General features: G+C 39.8%; 16 protein-coding genes. 14 read left to right on the plus strand and 2 right to left on the minus strand.

Going from position 1 to position 20798, the window contains the following annotated elements:
* Positions 1 to 7: 7 nt before the first annotated feature.
* The 14 genes from WNY98_RS03490 to tldD all read left to right on the plus strand — a co-directional run bounded on the left by WNY98_RS03490 (position 8) and on the right by tldD (position 18928).
* A complete protein-coding gene (locus WNY98_RS03490; protein ID WP_342877130.1) occupies positions 8 to 499 on the plus strand; it encodes a type II secretion system protein in 492 nt (163 codons plus the stop codon).
* Entirely contained in the window at positions 486 to 1037 is a 552-nt protein-coding gene (locus WNY98_RS03495) for a type II secretion system protein (protein ID WP_342877131.1), read from the plus strand. Before WNY98_RS03490 ends, WNY98_RS03495 begins: the two co-directional genes overlap by 14 nt.
* On the plus strand, positions 1037 to 1876 hold the full coding sequence (locus WNY98_RS03500) for a type II secretion system protein (RefSeq protein WP_170072590.1): 840 nt from the start codon (positions 1037 to 1039) through the stop codon (positions 1874 to 1876). Before WNY98_RS03495 ends, WNY98_RS03500 begins: the two co-directional genes overlap by 1 nt.
* Positions 1866 to 2357: an agglutinin biogenesis protein MshP gene (locus WNY98_RS03505; RefSeq protein WP_342877132.1), complete on the plus strand. Its 492-nt coding sequence runs from the start codon at positions 1866 to 1868 to the stop codon at positions 2355 to 2357. Before WNY98_RS03500 ends, WNY98_RS03505 begins: the two co-directional genes overlap by 11 nt.
* Positions 2354 to 6094, plus strand: coding sequence for an H-type lectin domain-containing protein (locus WNY98_RS03510; RefSeq protein ID WP_342877133.1), 3741 nt, complete (start codon positions 2354 to 2356; stop codon positions 6092 to 6094). Before WNY98_RS03505 ends, WNY98_RS03510 begins: the two co-directional genes overlap by 4 nt.
* A gap of 121 nt (positions 6095 to 6215) precedes the next feature.
* Positions 6216 to 8264, plus strand: a complete 2049-nt coding sequence (locus WNY98_RS03515) for an SUMF1/EgtB/PvdO family nonheme iron enzyme (protein WP_342877134.1) — start codon at positions 6216 to 6218, stop codon at positions 8262 to 8264.
* Positions 8265 to 8398: 134 nt separating this feature from the next.
* A complete protein-coding gene (locus WNY98_RS03520; protein ID WP_007586338.1) occupies positions 8399 to 9442 on the plus strand; it encodes a rod shape-determining protein in 1044 nt (347 codons plus the stop codon).
* Positions 9442 to 10284: a rod shape-determining protein MreC gene (gene mreC, locus WNY98_RS03525; RefSeq protein ID WP_171972332.1), complete on the plus strand. Its 843-nt coding sequence runs from the start codon at positions 9442 to 9444 to the stop codon at positions 10282 to 10284. The genes WNY98_RS03520 and mreC overlap by 1 nt, the downstream gene beginning before the upstream one ends.
* A complete protein-coding gene (gene mreD / locus WNY98_RS03530; RefSeq protein WP_024598042.1) occupies positions 10277 to 10756 on the plus strand; it encodes a rod shape-determining protein MreD in 480 nt (159 codons plus the stop codon). Before mreC ends, mreD begins: the two co-directional genes overlap by 8 nt.
* Positions 10756 to 11325 carry a Maf family protein gene (locus WNY98_RS03535; RefSeq protein WP_342877135.1) on the plus strand — a complete coding sequence of 190 codons (570 nt, stop codon included), beginning with the start codon at positions 10756 to 10758 and terminating at the stop codon, positions 11323 to 11325. The genes mreD and WNY98_RS03535 overlap by 1 nt, the downstream gene beginning before the upstream one ends.
* A gap of 1 nt (position 11326) precedes the next feature.
* Positions 11327 to 12799 (plus strand): ribonuclease G, encoded by a 1473-nt coding sequence (gene rng / locus WNY98_RS03540; protein WP_007586345.1) that lies wholly within the window; start codon positions 11327 to 11329, stop codon positions 12797 to 12799.
* Positions 12799 to 16656, plus strand: coding sequence for a YhdP family protein (locus WNY98_RS03545; protein WP_342877136.1), 3858 nt, complete (start codon positions 12799 to 12801; stop codon positions 16654 to 16656). Before rng ends, WNY98_RS03545 begins: the two co-directional genes overlap by 1 nt.
* The gene (locus WNY98_RS03550) at positions 16653 to 17492 is read left to right on the plus strand and encodes a carbon-nitrogen hydrolase family protein (protein ID WP_342877137.1); all 840 of its coding nucleotides are present in this window, start codon (positions 16653 to 16655) and stop codon (positions 17490 to 17492) included. The genes WNY98_RS03545 and WNY98_RS03550 overlap by 4 nt, the downstream gene beginning before the upstream one ends.
* Complete coding sequence (gene tldD, locus WNY98_RS03555) at positions 17489 to 18928, plus strand: metalloprotease TldD (protein ID WP_024589854.1); 1440 nt, start codon at positions 17489 to 17491, stop codon at positions 18926 to 18928. Before WNY98_RS03550 ends, tldD begins: the two co-directional genes overlap by 4 nt.
* A 54-nt stretch (positions 18929 to 18982) precedes the next feature.
* Here the strand turns inward: tldD and WNY98_RS03560 are convergent, their stop codons facing one another.
* Together WNY98_RS03560 and WNY98_RS03565 are read right to left on the minus strand one after the other, a co-directional pair.
* Positions 18983 to 19819 carry a mechanosensitive ion channel family protein gene (locus tag WNY98_RS03560; protein WP_010553762.1) on the minus strand — a complete coding sequence of 279 codons (837 nt, stop codon included), beginning with the start codon at positions 19817 to 19819 and terminating at the stop codon, positions 18983 to 18985.
* A 107-nt stretch (positions 19820 to 19926) separates the two neighbouring features.
* Positions 19927 to 20559 carry a hypothetical protein gene (locus tag WNY98_RS03565; protein WP_342877138.1) on the minus strand — a complete coding sequence of 211 codons (633 nt, stop codon included), beginning with the start codon at positions 20557 to 20559 and terminating at the stop codon, positions 19927 to 19929.
* Positions 20560 to 20798 lie beyond the last annotated feature (239 nt).

The following is a 20798-nucleotide window of genomic DNA, read 5'->3' on the forward strand; positions in this document are numbered from 1 at the left end:
TACATAAATGATAAGCAGTAGTAAGCAACGATTGCGTGGCTTCACACTCATTGAGTTAATTATTACTCTAGTGATATTGGGAATACTGTCGGTAACGGCAGTTCCCAAATTTCTGGGCAGTTCAACAGAAGATGCATATTCATATCGAGATCGTACTTTAAATGCATTGAGAACAGTGCAGCTACGTGCAATGCAAAATACAGCGACAACAAGTTGCCATACTCTTTATATTACCCCCACACTTATTGCTCCCCCCACACCCGATACATGTACCGGTGGAGCCGATGCTAATAACACCGATCATTTAGTGGTACAAATAAACACGCAAAGAAGTGATATAGCATTTAGTGCTTTAGATAGTAACGCGAATATATTTACCCAAATTAGTTTTGATCCTTTAGGTAAATCAAATCAAACCTGCACTTCGCAGTGTCGAATAGATGTTGGATTAGCTGGCGTATGCATAAGTGGTGAAGGGCTTATCTATGCGTGCCCTTAAAGTAAAAGGCTTTACTTTAATTGAGCTTATTATTGGCATCGTCATGTTTGCGATTGCATTGAGCATTATTACCGCGCTCATTGCCCCGCAAGCAAAGAAAAGTGCAGAGCCAATTATTGCTTTAAGAGCCTCTGAATTTGGTCAATCATTAATGAACGAAATCCAAAGTAAGTCGTTTGATGAGCACAGTGATAGAAGCGCACCTTTTAGACGTTGCGGCGAAACAACCTTAGGTGCAGAGCCTTGTACCGCAATAGATGATTTAGGCGCGGATGACTTAAGTACAGGCCTAGAAACCCGAACCAGTTATAACGATGTAGATGACTATATTGCACTCTCTAATCAGCCTATCACTAATAGCTTAGGTGAGGTGTTAAGCGAGTACAGTGACTTTAACTTAGTTATTAAAGTTGAATACGATAGCGACTTTAACGAATTGACCATTAACGATGGCACAACCTTTAAGCGTATTACTATTGAAGTAACATCACCCTTAGGGGAAGTTTACGGATTTAGTGCATATAAAGGGAATTACTAATGCAAAGAGCTAAATACCAAAATGCATTTACCCTTATAGAACTATTACTTGTCATGGTTATTATTGGTATTTTAGCCGTAAGTGCATTTTCATTTATTGGTGCTGGGGTCAGTATTTATTCGCAAGGTGTTGAACGCCAAGAAGCAGTAGCCCAGGCCCGATTTTTAATAACGCGACTTAGTAAAGAACTTCGCCATGCTACACCAAATTCGTTAAGGCTTTCTTGCGATAACAGCACTAGCGGAGCGTGCAGTGCTCAGCAGTGCTTAGAATTTACGCCGTTTTTATCAGCGACTCACTATACAAATTACCTACCTACCGTAGCGCCTTTTAATGTTAGCGCTGTTGATTTTGAACTTAATAATTTAACGCAGCCACAAGCTGGAGATTGGGCAACTATTTACCCATTAAGCAGTGCTGATATATACGATGAGAATAATAGTAAGCGCTTGCAAGTATCAGCATTTAATAGTTCAGCGAGCGAAATTGATGAGTGGCAATTTAGCAAAGCATTTGCCCAAGAGTCGCCGAGTAAACGCCTTTATTTACTTTCAGAACCTGTAAGTTTTTGCGTTGAAGGGCAGTATTTATATAGATATACCAATTACGGTTTTACTGTTAATCAACTAGATGCCGTGAGCTTACAAATAAGCAGTGGTGTTAAACGTGATTTATTAGGTATTTACATTGCCAATAATTTAGCTAGCGATTTGTTTTTTACTCTTGATTCACTCTCCCTAAAAAGAAACGCTGTGCTTAATGTGAATGCGCAAATGCAATTTAACGATACTGAAGTAATGAATTTTAACCATGAGGTGCATATTCCTAATGTACCTTAAAAAAAATAATCACGGAAAAGCCTTACCCAGTAAACAAAAAGGGAACTTAATAATTGTTTCTTTGGTAATTATTGTTGCTTTATTAGCACTAGGATTAGCATTAGTTAAAGTGCTTTCTGGTGCATCTCAACAAAATACGATTGAGTACTACGGGGCTCGCGCTTTTATGGCAGCACAAAGTGGTCTAGAAAGTGGTTTAACGCAACTATTTCCAATAAATAGCTCAGTGCAAAGCTGTGCATCAGTTACAACTAATTTAACGTTTCAAACTGCATATTTAGCTAATTGTAACGTGCTGGTGAGTTGCGATGAATATATAGACCTACCCGACAGCAGCACAACAAACGGGCTTGTTAATATTTATTACTTACAAAGTAGTGCAACGTGCGCCGCAATTAATTGCCCTGTAGGAAATGATTGCAGAAAGGATTATTGGGAAACACAAAGAACACTCAGTGTGGAGGCTAAAACTTTACCATGATAAAAAGTGCATTAGTCATTATATTTTTTAGCTGCGTGTTACTTTGTAATCACGCAAATGCAGTGCCTCCAAAAATCGAGGGCCGTTATATAGAGCTGCAAGATACATACACATCGCCTGTTTGGACAAAAGTAAATTTTCAACAGCAATATATAACGCCTCCTGCTGTCTTTATGCTTTCAACAAACCAAGGTGGAAACCCTGCCATAATAAGAATACGTAATATAACCACAACTAGCTTTGAGGCCTTACCGCTTGAACCTTCAGGAGAAGATGGTGGACATATTAGTATGGGGGCGCACTATTTAGCTGTTGAGTATGGTGTGCATCAATTTCCAGACGGCACAATTATGGAAGTGGGCAGTACAGACTTATTGCTCGAATTACAGTATGGCTCTAAGTCTGGCTTTGCTCCACTGACACCTAAAGGCTATAAGTCTTTAACATTTGCTGAACCGTTTACTCAAAGGCCAAACTTTTTCCATTCGTTACAAACACTCAATAGCATAGACAGCAATCCACCTTCTGAGGCATTAATTCCGTTTTTAACAGTTGCAGTAGAAAGTAATTCGCTATCTGCCAGCGGCGTTAATATTGCTTTAGAGGCATCTGAAACAGCACTTGGGCTCATAAAAAACGAAACTGTTGCTTACATGGCAGTGGAGCCAGGAAGTAACCGCACATTTACTGACGATAATGGCGTTGAGGTATCGTGGGAAACTTTTTTCACAGGCTTTGAAATTGACGGTTGGAGCGATGGCTGTAATTACTTTAGTTTTACTAATAACTTTAGTGTGGCCCCTTTGGTGGTTGCAAGTAAAAACTCACGCCAAGAAGATGATGGTGGGTGGCTACGCAGCTGTAACCTAAGAACTGACAGGCTAGGGCTTGTTGTTGACGAAGACCGTGATGGCGATAACGAGCGCCGTCACGTAAACGAGGAAGCATCAATACTCGCCATGACCAGTACCTTTGTATTTAATGGTGATATTTTAGATTGTGATACGTTATTCCCGGGCGCTATTTCTACTTATAACAACGGTGAAGTGCAGCTGGTGCAGGGGGTAGAAATAACCGATGGTAATGCGCAGTTTGTCACCACCACAAATTTAATTTCTACAGCGCTGACGAGCCCTCCTTTATGTAATGGTCAGGCGTGTGTTGCTGGTGGTTATAACTCTTTAGAGCCTAATCAAGCGGCGCAGGTGCCAACGGTTACAAACGATGGTAGTTCAACAGGTCCCGTACCTACATCTTTAGCTGGCGATTATTATTACGATGAGTTGCAGTTAAGTATGCTGGAAACAGAGTACAGAGTAACAGCGCCAACACGTATTTTTTTAAAAGACACAACATCACTTTTATCAACTTCATTTTTGAACATAGGTAAAACAAATATAGTAGTAGAAACTGGCGCGTACTTGGCTATTTATGTGGATGGTGCGGTTGCTATTGCTGCCGATGCAAATATTGCGGGCTATATTGTTGCCACTGGTGAGGTAAGAATAGCGCAAAATGTAACGTACCAGGGCTCAATTACATCGGGTACTCAAATTATTACCGAAGGGAGCTCAAGGTTTGACGCTCTGCCAGTACCAGAAAGCATCCCTGGTTTTTGTGGAATTTATACACCAGAAACCCTAGATCATTATCGTTTAACAATCAGCGATAACAAAGGTCTAACGTGTGAAGCTAAAGAAATGACACTCACAGCGTGTGCAAATGACGCCTGCGATTTATTATTTGCAGAGCCCTCTAGTTTGAATCTTTCTCCAGATAATAGTGGGCAACAAAGCTGGGTTACAGGGGAGAATATTAATTTTACAGGCTCAGCAGTTGTCGAATTTGCTAAACGCACCACAGGCAGTGTTACATTTGGATATAACACTGCGGATCCTTCTGCACCGCTTCGTTGTTATATTGCAGGTAATAATGTTGGATTAAGCGGCTGTAAAGTTACGTTTTCTGATGCAGGGTTTATTTTTAATAACGAAACCGATGGTAATACTACAATTCCTACTCAGTTATCAGCAAAGCCTTCAAATACTGGATTTAATGCAAAAGCGCTATCTATTCAAGCGGTAAAAACAAGTACTACAACAGGTGTATGCGAAGCCGCATTTCCCGCCGGTGGCGATGTAAGCTTAGATTTATCGTACACATGCAGTGCTGGTGCAAGTTGCTCCGATACGGTTTCACTTAGTAATAACAATAATACCTTTGCGGTAGAGCAAGCCTCTAAATCATTCATACTTAACTTTGATAGTGAGTCTAAAGCCCCGATTGTTATAAATTATCCCGATGCAGGAAGGTTGAGTTTAAATGTAAAAACCAACTTAATTTTAGACCCACTAACTAATTTATCAGTAAATCTAACAGGTAGTTCAAATGAATATGTTGTAAAACCATTTGGATTAGCGATGGAAGTTGCAAGTGATGGTTATGCAGCAGATGCCAATGGGAGCTTATTTAGACTAACGGGCGAAGCATTTGATTTAAAAATGAATGCGGTGCAGTGGCAAACAGGGCAAGACACTAACAACGATGGTTTCCCAGACAACTACAGCAATATTACAAATAACACCATTGCTAAGCATTTTATTACAGAGCAACCGCTTGTAGAGCCATTACTTAAAGCGCCTACGCCAGGCACTCAAGGTACGCTTGAAGCGATGATTACATCACCTTTTAGTGACACAGGTAGTTTGAGTGAATCTATATCGCAATATAGTTACGACCAAGTTGGCATAATTGATTTAACCGCAGGCCTTCAAGATGCCGATTATTTTGGTGCCGGAGACGTAAAAGGTGAGCTGTACAACGTTGGTCGTTTTGCACCTTCGCAGTTTCAGGTAGTGGGGGTTCAAGCTGCCGCAAAATGCACGCAATACGGGAGTAATTTAACTTATCTTGATCAACCTTTTGAACTTGGCTTTACAGTACAAGCACAAAATCAAAATGGTGTGCTAATGGCTAATTATAAAGAGGGCTTTGATAAATCGAGTGTAGACGTTAATGCCGAAAATAATGAAGTAGGTAACTATGTACCTTCAACTAATTTTGCTAGCCGCTTAGTAAACCTAGGAAATAACAACTGGGGAGATACAAACGACGGGCAATGGCAAATGAGCCAACTCAACACGACACTTAAAAGATTAGGTGTAGGGCAACCAGATGGACCGTTTGCTATGGTGAGCTTAATGGCAACGCTTTCTGACATAGAAGGGGCAACACTTATTGATGCAAACGATAAACCTAATACACAAACAGCATGCTCGGGTGGTTGTAATAGCGTACGGCTAAATGCATTACCAATAGAGTTTAGATTTGGACGCTTAGTACTTGGTAATAACGTAGGCTCCGATCTCGACCCTTTACTTATTCCTATGCAGGCTCAGTATTACAACGGCAGTGGATTTGTAAATAACGCTGAAGATAATTGTAGTGTATTTGATCATACCCAAATCACTCAAATAGCACCTAGCAGCCCACAATTAACCTATAAATACGGAAATGATGCATCCGGCCAGCTAGAGGCGGGAGTGTATCCGGCAGATAACGGTATTTATGCACAGCCAAATGGTTTGGGTGAATTTACCTTAGAATATAATACTTATGATTGGTTAAAGTGGGATTGGCAGGGCGATGGAACACAGCTTGATCCTCGTACTATTTTACAATTTGGACGCTTTAGAGGAAATGATCGGGTTATTTACTGGCGTGAAACACGCGAATAGTTGTAAACTAATATAATAATTGAACAAAGCTTGTGTTTTGTGCTGCAAGTACATAGCATAAGGCTTTAATTATAAAAAATAATAACGACCAAATAATTGCCGCTTTTTGGGACTGGAATATATGCGAATTACTCCTTTATCTCTGTTAATTTCAGCTAGTTTGTTAGCTAGTAGTGCATTTGCACAAGACACAGCTACAGTGACTGGAATTGACTCAGAGATTAGTGTTAAACAGACAGAATACGATAACTCGACAAGAATACTTGAAAAACATCTTAAAGAAGAAAGTCAGTTACAAAATCAATTAGAGCTACTTCGTTCTCGTTCTACAGAGCTAGATAAAGAAAAAAACCAAGCGCTCGATGCGATGAACGAAATGTACCGTCGTTTAATTGATGATCCCACTATTAATATTAGTGCGGCTCAATCACGCTATCAAAAAGCGGTGATTGATCATAAGCAAAATAAAGATGATATTTCTATGCAGTTGGCGGCAATTGCATCCCACCGTAAAGACATAGAACAGATTCGTGTTGCTAAGCATACGCTTTTAAATACATTAGAAAGTTTAAAAGAGCAGTTAACTACAGCCCGCGTAGAGCGTTTACGTAACGAGTTTACACGTGAAGGTACGCTTGAGGTTAACCACACTATTAACTGTAAGCGAACAGAAACGCTAGCAGCGTGTGAGCAACGCGGTCAGCAAATGGGTCTACAAAAAGCAACTAAACGCTTTGTTGATCAAATTTTTGCAAACTTAACAGAAGAGCGCATTGTTGAGCCAAAACGTAATTTGGCGGGCGCTCAAGTACAAATATTAAGTAGCCATGTAGTTAACAGTGCATTTAGCGGCCAAGGTAATTACAACGTTAACTTAAGCGTAACTATGCGTGGCGAAGTTAATAGCAGCCGTTTATGTAGCTTATTAAGCATAGATAACCGCTATTGTTCTGAGTATGGCACGCCGCTTACGGCTGCTTATCAACCAGCGTATAACAATACATTTACTGATAGTCAGTTAACATTCAGTAATAGCGCGGATAATAGCAACACGGTGTCGGTTTCTCGTTTAAATGAGCAGCCAATACGTGATTATTCAGTTAAACCTGCATCGGTGAAAAAAGATTACCCTTCTATCCTTAATAAGAAGAAGGATCAATCTGTAGAGCTGACTTTACGATCAAACGTATACGACGATGAAGTGTTTATCGATGGTGTAAGCTTTGGCTCAACACGCTTGATTACACGTTTACCGCAGGGCATTCATAACATTGAAATACGTAAACTTGGTTATAAACCTTATCAAGCACGTGTTGATTTGAATAAAGCGCAAACAATTAATGCAAATTTAGTAAAAAAGCCTAAGTCGATTGCTGCACCGACCTATACTCGAGAGCAACCAGAAGTAACAACACGCCAGGTTAGTGAAAACGTTAATGTATTAAATGCAAACGTTGAAACGCCGGTTGTCGTTATTCCTGCAGGCAAATTTAAAATGGGCGATATCAACGGCAATGGTTTAGCTAATGAACGTCCAGTAATTGAAAAAGTAATAGCGAATTCTTTCGCTATGCAAAGTAAAGAAGTAACCGTGGGTGCCTACGAAAAGTTTGTAGCAAATACAGGTTATAAAACTCAAGCGGAAAAAAATAAAGGGTGTGCGTATTATTTAAATGGCGAACCAGTATGGGAAGCAAATTTAAATTGGCGTAATCCTGGTTTTGAGCAAGGTAGTGACTTTCCTGCTGTATGTTTAACTTATAACGATGCAAAAGCTTACGCTGAGTGGTTATCGGGTCAAACAGGACAGCAATTTCGTTTACCTAACGAAGTTGAGTGGGAATACGCAGCACGCGCAGGAACCGAAACAGAATACCCTTGGGGTAACGAAATTGGTAAAAACCTAGCTAACTGTGGTTGGTGTGGTAGTGAATGGTCAAACAGACGTGCATCACCAGTAGGTTCTTTTTCTCCAAATGCATTTGGATTATACGATACCGTAGGCAATGTATGGGAATGGACCGATAAAGAATCAGGTGAGTCTGATGTAGCAGTAAGAGGCGGAGCGTGGAACTTTGCACCAAGCCTTGCTCGTGCATCTACGCGTTTAATTTTAGCGCCTGATTTTAGATCTAACTACATTGGTTTTCGCTTAGTTCGCGAACGATAAAATTCAATTAAGGAAGCTTTGCTTCCTTTTTTCATAAATTCACAAAGGCGCTGCGCTTTATATTGCTCATACAGTTGAGCATGTTAAAGTGAGGCAGCTAATATAAGAACGTATTTCAAAGGTCATCCAGCCTCATGTTTAAAAAACTCCGTGGTATTTTTTCTAACGATCTATCGATCGACTTGGGTACAGCCAATACCCTAATTTATGTAAAAGACGAAGGCATTGTATTAAATGAACCTTCAGTAGTTGCTATCCGCCAAGAACGTGCTGGTGGGCCTAAAAGCGTTGCATCTGTAGGTACAGAAGCAAAGCTTATGTTAGGTCGTACACCGGGTAATATAAAAGCGATTCGTCCAATGAAAGACGGTGTTATAGCCGACTTTTTTGTAACAGAAAAAATGTTACAACACTTTATTAAACAGGTGCACAACAATAACTTTATGCGCCCAAGTCCGCGTGTACTAATTTGTGTACCATGTGGGGCTACTCAAGTAGAAAAACGTGCAATACGTGAATCTGCAATGGGTGCAGGCGCTCGTGAAGTTTACTTAATTGAAGAACCAATGGCAGCGGCTATTGGTGCAGGCTTACCAGTATCAGAAGCAACAGGCTCTATGGTTGTTGATATTGGTGGTGGTACAACTGAAGTTGCTATTATTTCACTTAATGGTGTTGTTTACTCATCATCTGTTCGTATTGGTGGTGATAAATTTGACGAAGCTATTATTAATTATGTACGCCGTAACTTTGGTAGCTTAATTGGTGAAGCGACAGCAGAAAATATTAAGCATCAAATTGGCTCTGCGTTTAAAACTGATGAGCCAATCGAAATTGAAGTACGCGGTCGTAACCTTGCAGAAGGTGTTCCGCGTTCATTTACACTCAACTCACACGAAATCTTAGAAGCTCTACAAGAGCCGTTAATGGGTATTGTGAGTGCAGTAATGGTTGCGCTTGAGCAATCACCACCAGAGCTGGCATCAGATATTTCTGCGCACGGTATGGTACTTACTGGCGGTGGCGCATTGTTAAAAGATTTAGACCGTTTATTAATGGAAGAAACGGGTATTCCGGTTGTTGTTGCCGATGATCCACTTACATGTGTTGCACGTGGTGGTGGTAAGGCACTTGAAATGATCGATGTTCATGGTGGTGACGTTTTTAGTTACGACTAATGAAATTAATGTTTGGACGCACAGTCTCTTTGCAACTGCGACTTTTTGTCGCAGTGCTTTTGAGTATCGTACTCATAGTTGGAGACAGATATACGCAAGGTGGTACCGTTGTTCGTACCAGCCTAAATACTTTAGTTAGCCCACTCATTTATGTTGCTAATTTACCCTACGAACTATTTAGCTTAAGTGCTAAAAGTCTACATACGCGGGATCAACTTCTTACCGAAAACGAAGCGCTGAAAAAAAAGCAAATGCTACAAAGCGAGCAACTTCAGCAGTATCAATTTCTAGCCAGAGAAAACCAAAAACTACGCGCCTTATTAGGCTCATCAGCAAAGCAACCAAATCGTAAAATTATTGCTCAAGTACTTTCTGTACATTCAAATCCATATAGTCATCAGGTTGTTATTAATCGAGGTACTACTGATGGGCTCAGTGAAGGCCAAGCTGTAATTGATGAAATGGGTGTAGTAGGGCAACTTACAAAAGTTGGCTCAACTACTTCACGCGTACTACTAATGACCGACACCACACACGCAACACCTGTACGTATACTTCGAAACGATGTACGAACAGTAGTTGAAGGCATAGGTAAAATTAATGTAGTTAAGCTCTCGCACGTTCCACACAGTTTAGATGTGCGAATTGGCGATGTACTTGTTACATCAGGTTTAGGTGGCACATTTCCTGAAGGATACCCTGTGGCTGTAGTAACCGAAATAAATCGTGATGAAGGCCGCCCGTTTGCACAAGTTTTTGCAGAGCCAATTGCACAGTTAGATCGCATTCGTTTGCTGGTTATTTTATGGCGTAATCAACAGGAGCAAATCAGCGATGATTAACCGTTATTCATTGTTAATTGCGCTAAGCATCTTTTTTGCGTTAATAATGGCACTAATGCCACTGCCATTTTCATTTGAACCATTTAGGCCTGATTGGGTTTTACTTGTACTTATGTATTGGTCATTGGCAGTACCGCATCGTTTAAATATTGGTACTGCATGGGTTGTTGGTTTATTAATAGATTTAGCATCTGGCTCACCACTAGGTGTGAACTCGCTTACATTCTCAGTATGTATATTTATAACCGCAAGTAACTTTCAAAAAATTCGTAACTTTTCGCTTTGGCAACAAAGCTTATTAGTTGGTTTATTTTTAACGCTGTACCATTTAATGCAATTTTGGCTAAATCATTTTTTGTTAGATGTTTACTTTAATCCACAGTATTTATGGCCAGTAGCAACCGGAATGGTTAGCTGGTTTTGGGTTTTTTTACTGCTTCGTAAATATCGCAGACATTTTAGGATCAGGTAATGACTACCTCAATATATTTGGCATCAGCCTCTCCCCGCCGTAAAGAGTTATTAAGCCAATTAGGTGTCGAATTTACACAGTTTAGTGTTGATGCAGATGAAAGCCCAATTCCAAACGAGCAACCTAGAGCTCTTGTTGAGCGTTTAGCGCGCTTAAAAGCACAAAGCGGTGTTGAGCTTGGATATACTGATCGTCCTGTGCTTGGTAGTGATACCGTGGTTGTTATCGACAACGAATCACTGGGTAAACCTCGTGATAAAAACGATTTTACAAACACATTAAAACGCCTGTCAGGTAATACACATCAAGTTCTCACCGCTGTTGCACTTGCGACGCAAAATGATGTAATTAGCTGTGTTGTAAGCACTGATGTTACTTTTAAAGCCTTAACAGATGAAGAAATTAATGCCTACTGGGAGACAGGAGAGCCACAAGATAAAGCCGGTGGCTATGGCATTCAAGGCTTAGGCGGGCGTTTTGTTACCCACATTGCAGGTAGCTATTTTTCCGTTGTAGGCTTACCTTTATATGAGACCGAACAATTATTAAAAACATTCTTAAGAAGGTAACATGAGTACAGAATTACTGATCAATGTCACACCGAGCGAAAGCCGTGTTGCCCTAATAGAAAACGGTGTACTGCAAGAAATACAGCTAGAGCGAATTGGTAATCTAGGTATTGTAGGCAATATTTACCTAGGAAAAATAAGTCGTGTACTTCCGGGTATGCAGGCTGCTTTTGTTGATATCGGCCTTGAAAAAGCGGCGTTTTTGCATGCATCCGATATTGTAAATAGTGCCTCCATTGTTGAAGGTGTAGACGACGTACCAATAAAAAAAGTACAAGATATTAGAGAGTTAGTTCGTCAAGGCCAGTACATTATGGTGCAAGTGGTAAAAGATCCGCTAGGCACTAAAGGCGCAAGACTTACCACTGATATTACCATTCCTTCTCGTTATTTAGTGTTTATGCCAGATGCGACCCACGTAGGGGTTAGTCAGCGTATTGAAACTGAAGAAGAGCGCTCACGCCTTAAAAAAATAGTCGCAGAATATGGCGATGAAAATGGCAGTTTTATTGTTCGCACAGCAGCCGAGGGCGCTAGCGAAGCAGAATTACGACACGATGCCGGTTTTTTAAGAAAACTATGGGAAAAAATTACAGCTCGTCGCAAAAAAACCAGTAAAGCCAGTATTCTACATGAAGACTTAACGCTTGCCTTTAGAACCCTACGTGACTACGTAGGCGAAGATATGGAGCGCATTCGCGTTGACTCTAAACTTACTCATGAAGAGCTAAAGTTATTTACTGAAGAGTTTGTTCCACAACTGTCTCAAGTACTCGAATACTACCCAGGTGAGCGACCTATATTTGATTTGTTTGACGTTGAAAACGAAATTCAAAAAGCACTACATCGTAAAGTTACGCTAAAATCCGGTGGTTATATAATTATTGATCAAACAGAAGCAATGACGACTGTTGATGTTAATACTGGTGCATTTGTAGGACATCGTAACCTAGAAGAAACGATTTTTAATACCAACGTAGAAGCAACCTCTGCAATTGCGCGCCAGCTTAGGCTGCGTAATTTAGGCGGTATTATCATTATCGACTTTATCGATATGGTAAGTGAGGATCATAAGCGCCGAGTATTACATTCACTTGAATCGGCACTCGCAAAAGATCGCACTAAAACGAATATTAATGGGCTTTCAGCGCTTGGGCTTGTTGAAATGACTCGTAAACGTACACGCGAAAGCTTAGAGCATATTTTATGTGATGTATGTCCTGCGTGTTCTGGTCGTGGTTCGCAAAAAACAGTTGAAACGGTTTGCTACGAAATACTACGTGAAATAGTGCGTGTTAACCGAGCATACGCTGCCGATAAGTTTATGGTGTATGCAGCGCCTGCTGTGAGCGAAGCCCTACTAAACGATGAGTATCATAACCTTGCCGAGCTTGAACTATTTATTGGTAAGCAAGTCAATATTCAAACAGAGAGCTTATACAGCCAAGAACAGTTTGATGTGGTAATGATGTAATGAAAGCAAAAGCGGTCTGTTTTTTTTGTTTTAGAAAGTTATGGCAGACCTGCGCCATAATTTTGGTATTACTGGCCGTTATTGTTTCAATTTTAAAATATACCCTCCCGTATGCAAACGAATACAAAGGTAATATAGAAAGCTATTTACACGAAAAGTTTGAAATAAGCTTATCTATCGGTGAGATATCAGCTAGTTGGCAGGGCAGTGGTCCTGCATTAGTATTAGAGAATTTATCGTTTAAAGATAACGAAACCGCGCCAATATCACTCACCATTGCTAAAACCAGCTTAGAGCTAAACTTATGGGAAAGCTTAAAAGCACTGCAACTTAGATCTAATTATTTTGTTATTAATGGGTTTCATACCAGTGTAAATATCACCAACTTATTTAAAACCGCTGACAACGACGAAGTCTCTTTTGAGCAAAAAGAGCTAATAGAAGAACTGTTTTTGGGTAAAACGGGTCATTTTGCAATAGAAAATTCCAGTATTAACTTTGTTCTAGAAGATGGTAAAGAACGTAAGTTACTCCTCAAAAATATTGTTTGGCAAAATGAAGATGAGCAACATCTTGGCAGTGGGAGCTTAGCACTGCCGGGTATTTCGGTTGGTGACTTTGATGCGCGCATTGCACTTACTGGCGATACCCTAGAGCAAGTTGCGGGCGACATTTATGTGCAGGCTAATAAGGTCGATGTATCTAACTGGTTAGCACAATATATAAATACGCAAAAGCAACAACTGCATAGTGATATTAATTTACAAGCCTGGCTAAAACTAGATAAAGGCCTTGTAAGCGATATAAAAATGCAGTGGCTACCAAGCTTTGTGCGTTGGCAGCGAGAAGAGCAAAGCCAACAAGTCAGCCTGAGTGAAGGTGGATTCCATTTATATCCAGAACAAAATAGCTGGCATTTAAAAAGCACCGGTTTAACATTTAATAGTAACGATAAAGCATGGCCAAGTTTAGAGTTTGAAGCTCAACTAGGGTCGCAAAATAAAGTGTGGCTCCATCAAGTTGATTTTGAATTACTGAGTAACCTAGCAGGGCTAAGTAATTTTAATGCACTTGAACCATTTTTAGAGCGCCAACCTAGCGGGCAAATAGATCAAGCTTATTTAAATTTTTCTAATGCACAGCAATGGCAATTATGGTTTGAGGCTGACAATATTGGTTGGCAAGAATTAAGGTCGGTACCTGCAGCACAAGAACTTAGAGTAAATGGTTTACTTACTCAAAGTAATGGTCGAATAAATTTATTTGGTGAAAATGGCACATTAGTTACAGGCGAAAGCTTTAGTAACGACATAAATTATAATCAGTTAAATGTAGAGCTAGATTTAGCTAAGCGAGATGATGGCTGGCATATAAGTAGTGACAATATATGGTTTGATAATGATGAAGTCACTCTTGCTGCAGAATTACAAATTAGTCTAACAGATGATCCTCGATTAGATCTTTACGCTGAAGCGTTCGCCCCAGATGCCAACATTGCAGGTCATTACTTCCCATTAAAAGCAATGAGCCCTGAGCTCGTTAGCTATTTAAATGGTGCAATTAAAGGCGGAGAAGTATCTAAAGCACAAGTCTTATTTGCAGGACCTTTATCTGGTTTTCCATTCACCGATGGCAGCGGTCAGTTTAATGTATTAGCGCAAATAGACAACGCAACCTATGAGTTTGATCCTGATTGGCCTTTGGTCACTAATGCCAATGTACAGCTACGTTTTGAAAATGAGCGTATGGATATATATAGCCAGCAAGGTAAGTTGGTTAATTTAGATATTGGTAATAGTGTACAGGTAAGCATTGCAGATTTAATGAATGCAGATGAACTTATTGTGCAAATTGATAAAAAAGCACAAATGAAAAAGTTACATGACTTTTTCGCAGCGACACCTATTGCCAAACCTCTCGCTGAAATTTTTAAAGTTGTGCAGGGCAAAGGGGAAGCCGATGCCAGTATTGAGCTTTTAGTAGGTTCAAAATTTAAAGGCGGAGCCAGTGTTAGCGGCAAGGTTAATTTAAATGACTTGCCAGTATTTATAGCAACGCCAGGAATTGAGCTTAAAAACTTAACTGGCGAGCTTAATTTTAAAAACGACAATATCACACTTAAAAATGCGACTGCGAAGTGGTTGGGTATGCCTCTCACTATTAATTACAGCAGTAAAAGTGATGTAAAAAATTACCAAGCAAATATAGATATAAACGCCAAAATTGACGCCGATACACTAATAGATAGTGGACAAGGTATATTAAAAAATTATTTAAGCGGGCAAAGTGATGTTGATATTGGCTTAGTACTTAATTTTACCGAGCAAGGCTTTAATTACCGCGCACAGGTAAACTCAGAACTACTTGGCTTAACGAGCAACTTACCCGCACCTTATAGTAAAAATAGCGAACAAGTGTGGGCGCTTGATGCAGTTGTACAAGGTGATGACATTTCTAATCTCATTACAGCAAACGCTAATCAACAGTTTTACTTTAATGCTATTTTAGAAAATGGCAAATCACAGTTTAGCAATGTCCATTTTGTGCTCGGAAAACAAGATTTAGGATTAAACCAAAAAGACTTAAGCGTAAATATAAATCTTGAACAGAGTGAATTAGTACCTTGGTTTGATCTGATTGATCAAATAATTAAAGCGGGTAAAGCAAACCCAGATAAAAAATCAAAAGGGATTATGCCACCGCTCAATGAGGTGGTCGCAAATATAGGTATGCTTGATGCGAGTAACATCATTTTTAATGACTTTGAAATGCGTTTAGCACCATCAAAAGACGATTTATATCTAAAGCTAAATGCTAAAGAACTTAGAGCTGGGGTGTTTATTCCTACATCACAGCCTAGCCAGCCAATACGAATTAATGCCGATTACTTAAGGCTTAATTTTGCACCGCACAATGAACAAGCACTTGAAATAACAGATGTACTTCCCGAGGAAGACTTGAGCTGGCTTACTAAAATACCTGCCATTGAGTTTGAATGTAGTGATTGCAAAATTGACCGCTACCAACTTGATAAAGTGAGTGCGTCATTATTAGGTGATGGCGAGCGCTTATCAATATCAGAGCTTGTGGTCGATAAAGGCGATCATGTGCTGCGCACTAATGGGCAGTGGCAAAATGGCTTAACAACGCTAAGTGGCGAGCTTAAAAGTGATGACATAGGCGCATTGTTTGGTGAGTTTGATATTACCTCTGCAATTAAGGACTCAAAAGCCGATTTAAATTATGATCTTACTTGGCAAGCTGCTCCTTATGATTTTGATGTGAAAACGTTAAGTGGTGAGGTTATTTGGGATTTAGGCGAAGGTCATTTAACTGAAATAAGCGATGGTGGTGCACGCGTATTTTCGTTACTGAGTCTTGATTCATTAGTACGTAAGCTAAAACTTGATTTTAGAGATGTCTTTTCAAAGGGCTTTTTTTATAACAGCATGCAAGGCTCTATGCAGCTAGAAGAAGGTATCGCTTACACTAAAGATACCAAAATGGACGGTGTGCCCGCCGATTTAACTATTAAAGGCTACGCAAATTTAAATACGCTAGATATAGACTATGACCTTGCTGTAGCGCCACAAGTAACCTCGAGCATTCCGGTTATAGTTGCATGGATGGTAAATCCAGTAACAGGGCTTGCTGCCTTAGCAATTGATAAAGTTATTCATTCTGCACGCGTTATCTCAGAGATAAATTTTAAAGTAACGGGTAAAATGAACGATCCTATAGTTCAAGAACTCGACAGAAAAAGTCGTGAAGTTACGTTACCGCAAGCTGCGCAAAATCAGCCACAAGCATCAGTCGATTTAAAGCTTAAAGATGCACAAGTAACAGCAACGCAATGAACAAAACAGCAAACATAAGCACACCCACAATAGTTGCCCTACAAATGTGTTCAGGGCTAAGCCCTGATGACAACTTAGCAAGCTTAAAGCGTGCCCTTAAAACCCTCCCAACAACAAGGCCATTACTTGTTTGTTTGCCTGAGGCTTTTTTAGTGTTTAGTAAAAGTGGTAACGATACGTTACGTGTTGCTAAGCAAGTTGAGCGATACAAACTACAACTTAGTGAATTGTGCCAACACCATAATATTTGGTTAAATGCAGGAACAATGCCTGAGCCATTTAACGAACATAAATATTATGCAGCATCGCACTTATATAATAATCAGGGCGAGCTGGTTGCAACGTATAACAAAATACATTTATTTGATGTAAACGTGGATGATCAAACAGGTAGCTATCGAGAGTCAGATTTTACCCAAGCAGGTAGCGATGTGGTTGTTGTTGATTCTCCCTTTGGTAAAATAGGCTTAACAGTATGTTATGATCTGCGCTTTAGTGGCTTATTTAACGAACTAGTACGCCAAGGCGCCGATATTATTTTAGTACCAAGTGCATTTACAGTCCCTACAGGGCAAGCACACTGGCAGCCGTTATTAACAGCGCGCGCAATAGAAATACAATGTTATGTGGTTGCAGCGGCTCAACACGGTACACATGAAAATGGCCGACAAACATATGGCCACAGTATTATTATTTCACCTTGGGGAAATATCCTGAGTGAACTGCCAACAGGCACCGGTTTTATAAGTTGTAACGCAGACTTAGACCAGTTACAAAAAATTAGACGAGATATGCCCGTGCAGTCTCATCAACGATTTAGAGAGCATTTATTATGAATTCGGTTGAACAGCATTTACTACACGACAGCCAGCTAAATAGAGAAGAGCTCGAAAAAACGCTCGCTTATATACATCAGCATAAAGTGGATTACGCCGATTTATATTTTCAATCTAGCCACCACGAATCATGGGTGCTTGAAGACGGCTTAGTTAAAGAAGGCTCTTATAACGTTGAGCGCGGCGTTGGTGTACGTGCTGTAAGCGGCGAAAAAACAGGTTTTTCTTACTCTGATGCAATAAATCTTGAAGCGCTTAATAAAGCGGCTACAGCGGCTCGTAGCATTGCAGATGCTGGTGAAGATAGAGCGATTAAAGTATTTAGTGATGTTAAAGCTAAAGAGCAGTTTGCACCGCATCAGCCAATCTCGAGTATGAGCGATACCGACAAGGTGAGTTTATTACGCGAACTTGAAAACTATATTCGTGAACTAGCACCCGATGCAGAGCAAGTAATTAGTTCAATGTCAGCGGTATACGAAGAAGTATTAATCGCAGCAAGTGATGGTACGTTTGCCACCGATATTCGCCCGCTTATTCGTTTAAACTGCTCAGTACTGCTTGAAAAAAATGGTCGCCGTGAACGCGGTGGTGCAGGCGGTGGTGCACGTTTAGATTATGGTTACTTTAAAGAACTTGTTGACGGTAAACCGCGTTGGATGGAATTTGCAGAAGAAGCGGTACGCCAAGCTAAAGTAAATCTTGAGGCTATTGATGCACCTGCAGGCACGATGGAAGTTGTACTTGGTAATGGTTGGCCTGGCGTGCTTTTACACGAAGCGGTAGGGCATGGCCTTGAAGGCGACTTTAATCGTAAAGGCGCGTCTGCGTTTAGTGGTAAAGTGGGCCAAAAAGTAGCATCTGAGCTGTGTACTGTGGTTGATGATGGCACAATGGCTGATCGCCGTGGCTCACTTAATGTGGATGATGAAGGCACACCAGCCGCTTACAACGTACTCATCGAAAACGGTATTTTAAAAGGCTATATGCAAGATAAGCTAAACGCGCGTTTAATGGGTGTAAATCCTACCGGTAACGCACGTCGTGAGTCATATGCACATTTACCAATGCCTCGCATGACTAATACTTACATGTTAGGTGGTGAGCACAGCCAAGCTGATATTATCAGTAGCGTTAAAAAAGGTGTATTTGCGCCTAATTTTGGCGGCGGACAAGTTGATATCACGTCAGGTAAGTTCGTATTTAGCGCATCAGAAGCGTATTTAATCGAAAATGGTAAAATTACCCAACCAATTAAAGGCGCAACGCTTATTGGTAATGGCCCAGAAGTAATGCAGCAAATATCGATGGTTGGTAACGACTTAGCACTTGATAAAGGTGTGGGTGTTTGTGGTAAAGATGGTCAAAGCGTACCGGTAGGCGTAGGCCAACCAAGCCTTAAAATTGATCAGTTAACGGTCGGTGGTACAGCTTAAATATTACTCAAGCGCGAAGTAAATTCGCGCTTTTTGTTTTAATGAAGGCGGGGTTTATACTTCTCCTTCATCCTCTTTATTTTTTTCAGCTTCTTTATACCATAACGCAAAAAAGCACTCTGTTAATTTATGCTCTATCTCAAGCGCTTTTTCTGTCGGACAAAACAAGGTGAAGCTTGCTTTAAATTCACCTAAATCGGTTGTACCAAAGTGAATTACCGGCTCTGGACCAGATATTTTTGCATCGAGTTTACGCTCAATCATTGAATTATAACGACTTGCTACTTCTTGAAATTCTTCACAGTACAGTTTAGCTTGTTCAGTGAGTGTGTCGTGAATAGGGTACGGGTTAAAGCTCTCTCGACGAACAATAATAAAATGATGTGTAACAAAGCGTTTTACAAAGTTTAAGTTTTTAATAGAGCTGGTAATCAGCTTATTATTAGGTATGTATATGGTTTTTCTTGAAAATTGATAAGTATGTATATCAATTTCATGCATGGTTGTTTTTATCCAATCAGTTTCAGCTACTTCACCAAAGTAATCACCTACTTGTATCCAATCACCGACTCTAAACGGGCGAGTTGTTACGAGGTAAAAAAAGCCTATTACACACTGAATAAACTCGCGCGTTGCAAGCACAATCGCCACAGCAAAAGCAGCAATAGAAAGTGCAAAGTTTTGAATTTCAGTAGACCACACAAATAGCAGCGATATCATCATTACAAAATTAATAAAGTGCTTAATATTGTGTGCGATGTAGCGAATATCTTTTTCTTTTTTTTCTGCGCGATTTTTAGCGAGCTTATCAACAAGCACTTTTAGTACAAATGCAATTGTGATCATTACAATTGAAAGAAGAAACGGATGTAGCAATATATCTTTAGTCATAATATCCAATTAAACGCGAGTTGATAAAAACAGGCTAAGTATATTGATTTATTAAACCAATTAGCAAATTTAGTGCAAAAAGAGTAACCAATAAAAATCGAGCGACGCTATTGAGTTACTTCATCAGTGCGATGTTTGTGATTTTTAGCCATTCTTTTTCGGCATATGAGTACAAGCTCAATGGCTGAAATAAAGATTAAAGTATAGCCAAGCGTTTCTATACCCTCTTCAACAATGTTTTTTACCGCACGTACGTAGTCATCGCCCATTACTGAATGCCAAAATGCACCTTTGCCCATCATTCGCGAAAATGCGAGTAAAGTAACCATGCCTGATAAGCAAATTCCATAACTAGGAGTGAGGCTATAGGCTTTTAAAGAGTCAAAAATACTTCCTCTCTTTGTTATTAAATAAACAAACACGCCAGCTAAAATTGAATAGACGATACTTTGCCAAGCGCCATCAAAAAAGTATAAGTCGAGGTAGGTATCAAACTCTCTTACAAACATCATTGCCGATAACGCAGCAAGTAATACTGCCGGTATTTTGAGTTGAAAGTTAATTCGCGAAGCGTATAAAAACAAGATACAGCTTAAAAAAGTTAAAACATCTTGCATATGTTCAGTAAGAGTTTCTTCACTGTAAAGTGCATACTGTTTTAATTCAAAGCCTTCTAGTTGAATTAAATAAGCAACACCGGCTAGGCATAATAAATAAATAAAAGATCGCAGTAAAAACATAAATAACCAAGAGAAACTATAAATGCGCGAGATTCTAATTGTAAAAATGCCTTAAAGCCAAAACAAAATTTAAACTTTTAATATTTTTATTGGTCTAAAATTTTTGCTGTTAAAATAATGGCTTAGATATTTATTTAATGTTGAATGGATGTTTTTAATGTGACGTTTTAAGTGGTTTGTTGTGCAAAATATAACAAGCATTAAAAAGCCCTTACTAATTACTTAGCAAGGGCTTTTTA

Origin of the sequence: Pseudoalteromonas sp. AS71, assembly GCF_038900275.1 — a bacterium.
Classification (GTDB): Bacteria; Pseudomonadota; Gammaproteobacteria; order Enterobacterales; family Alteromonadaceae; genus Pseudoalteromonas.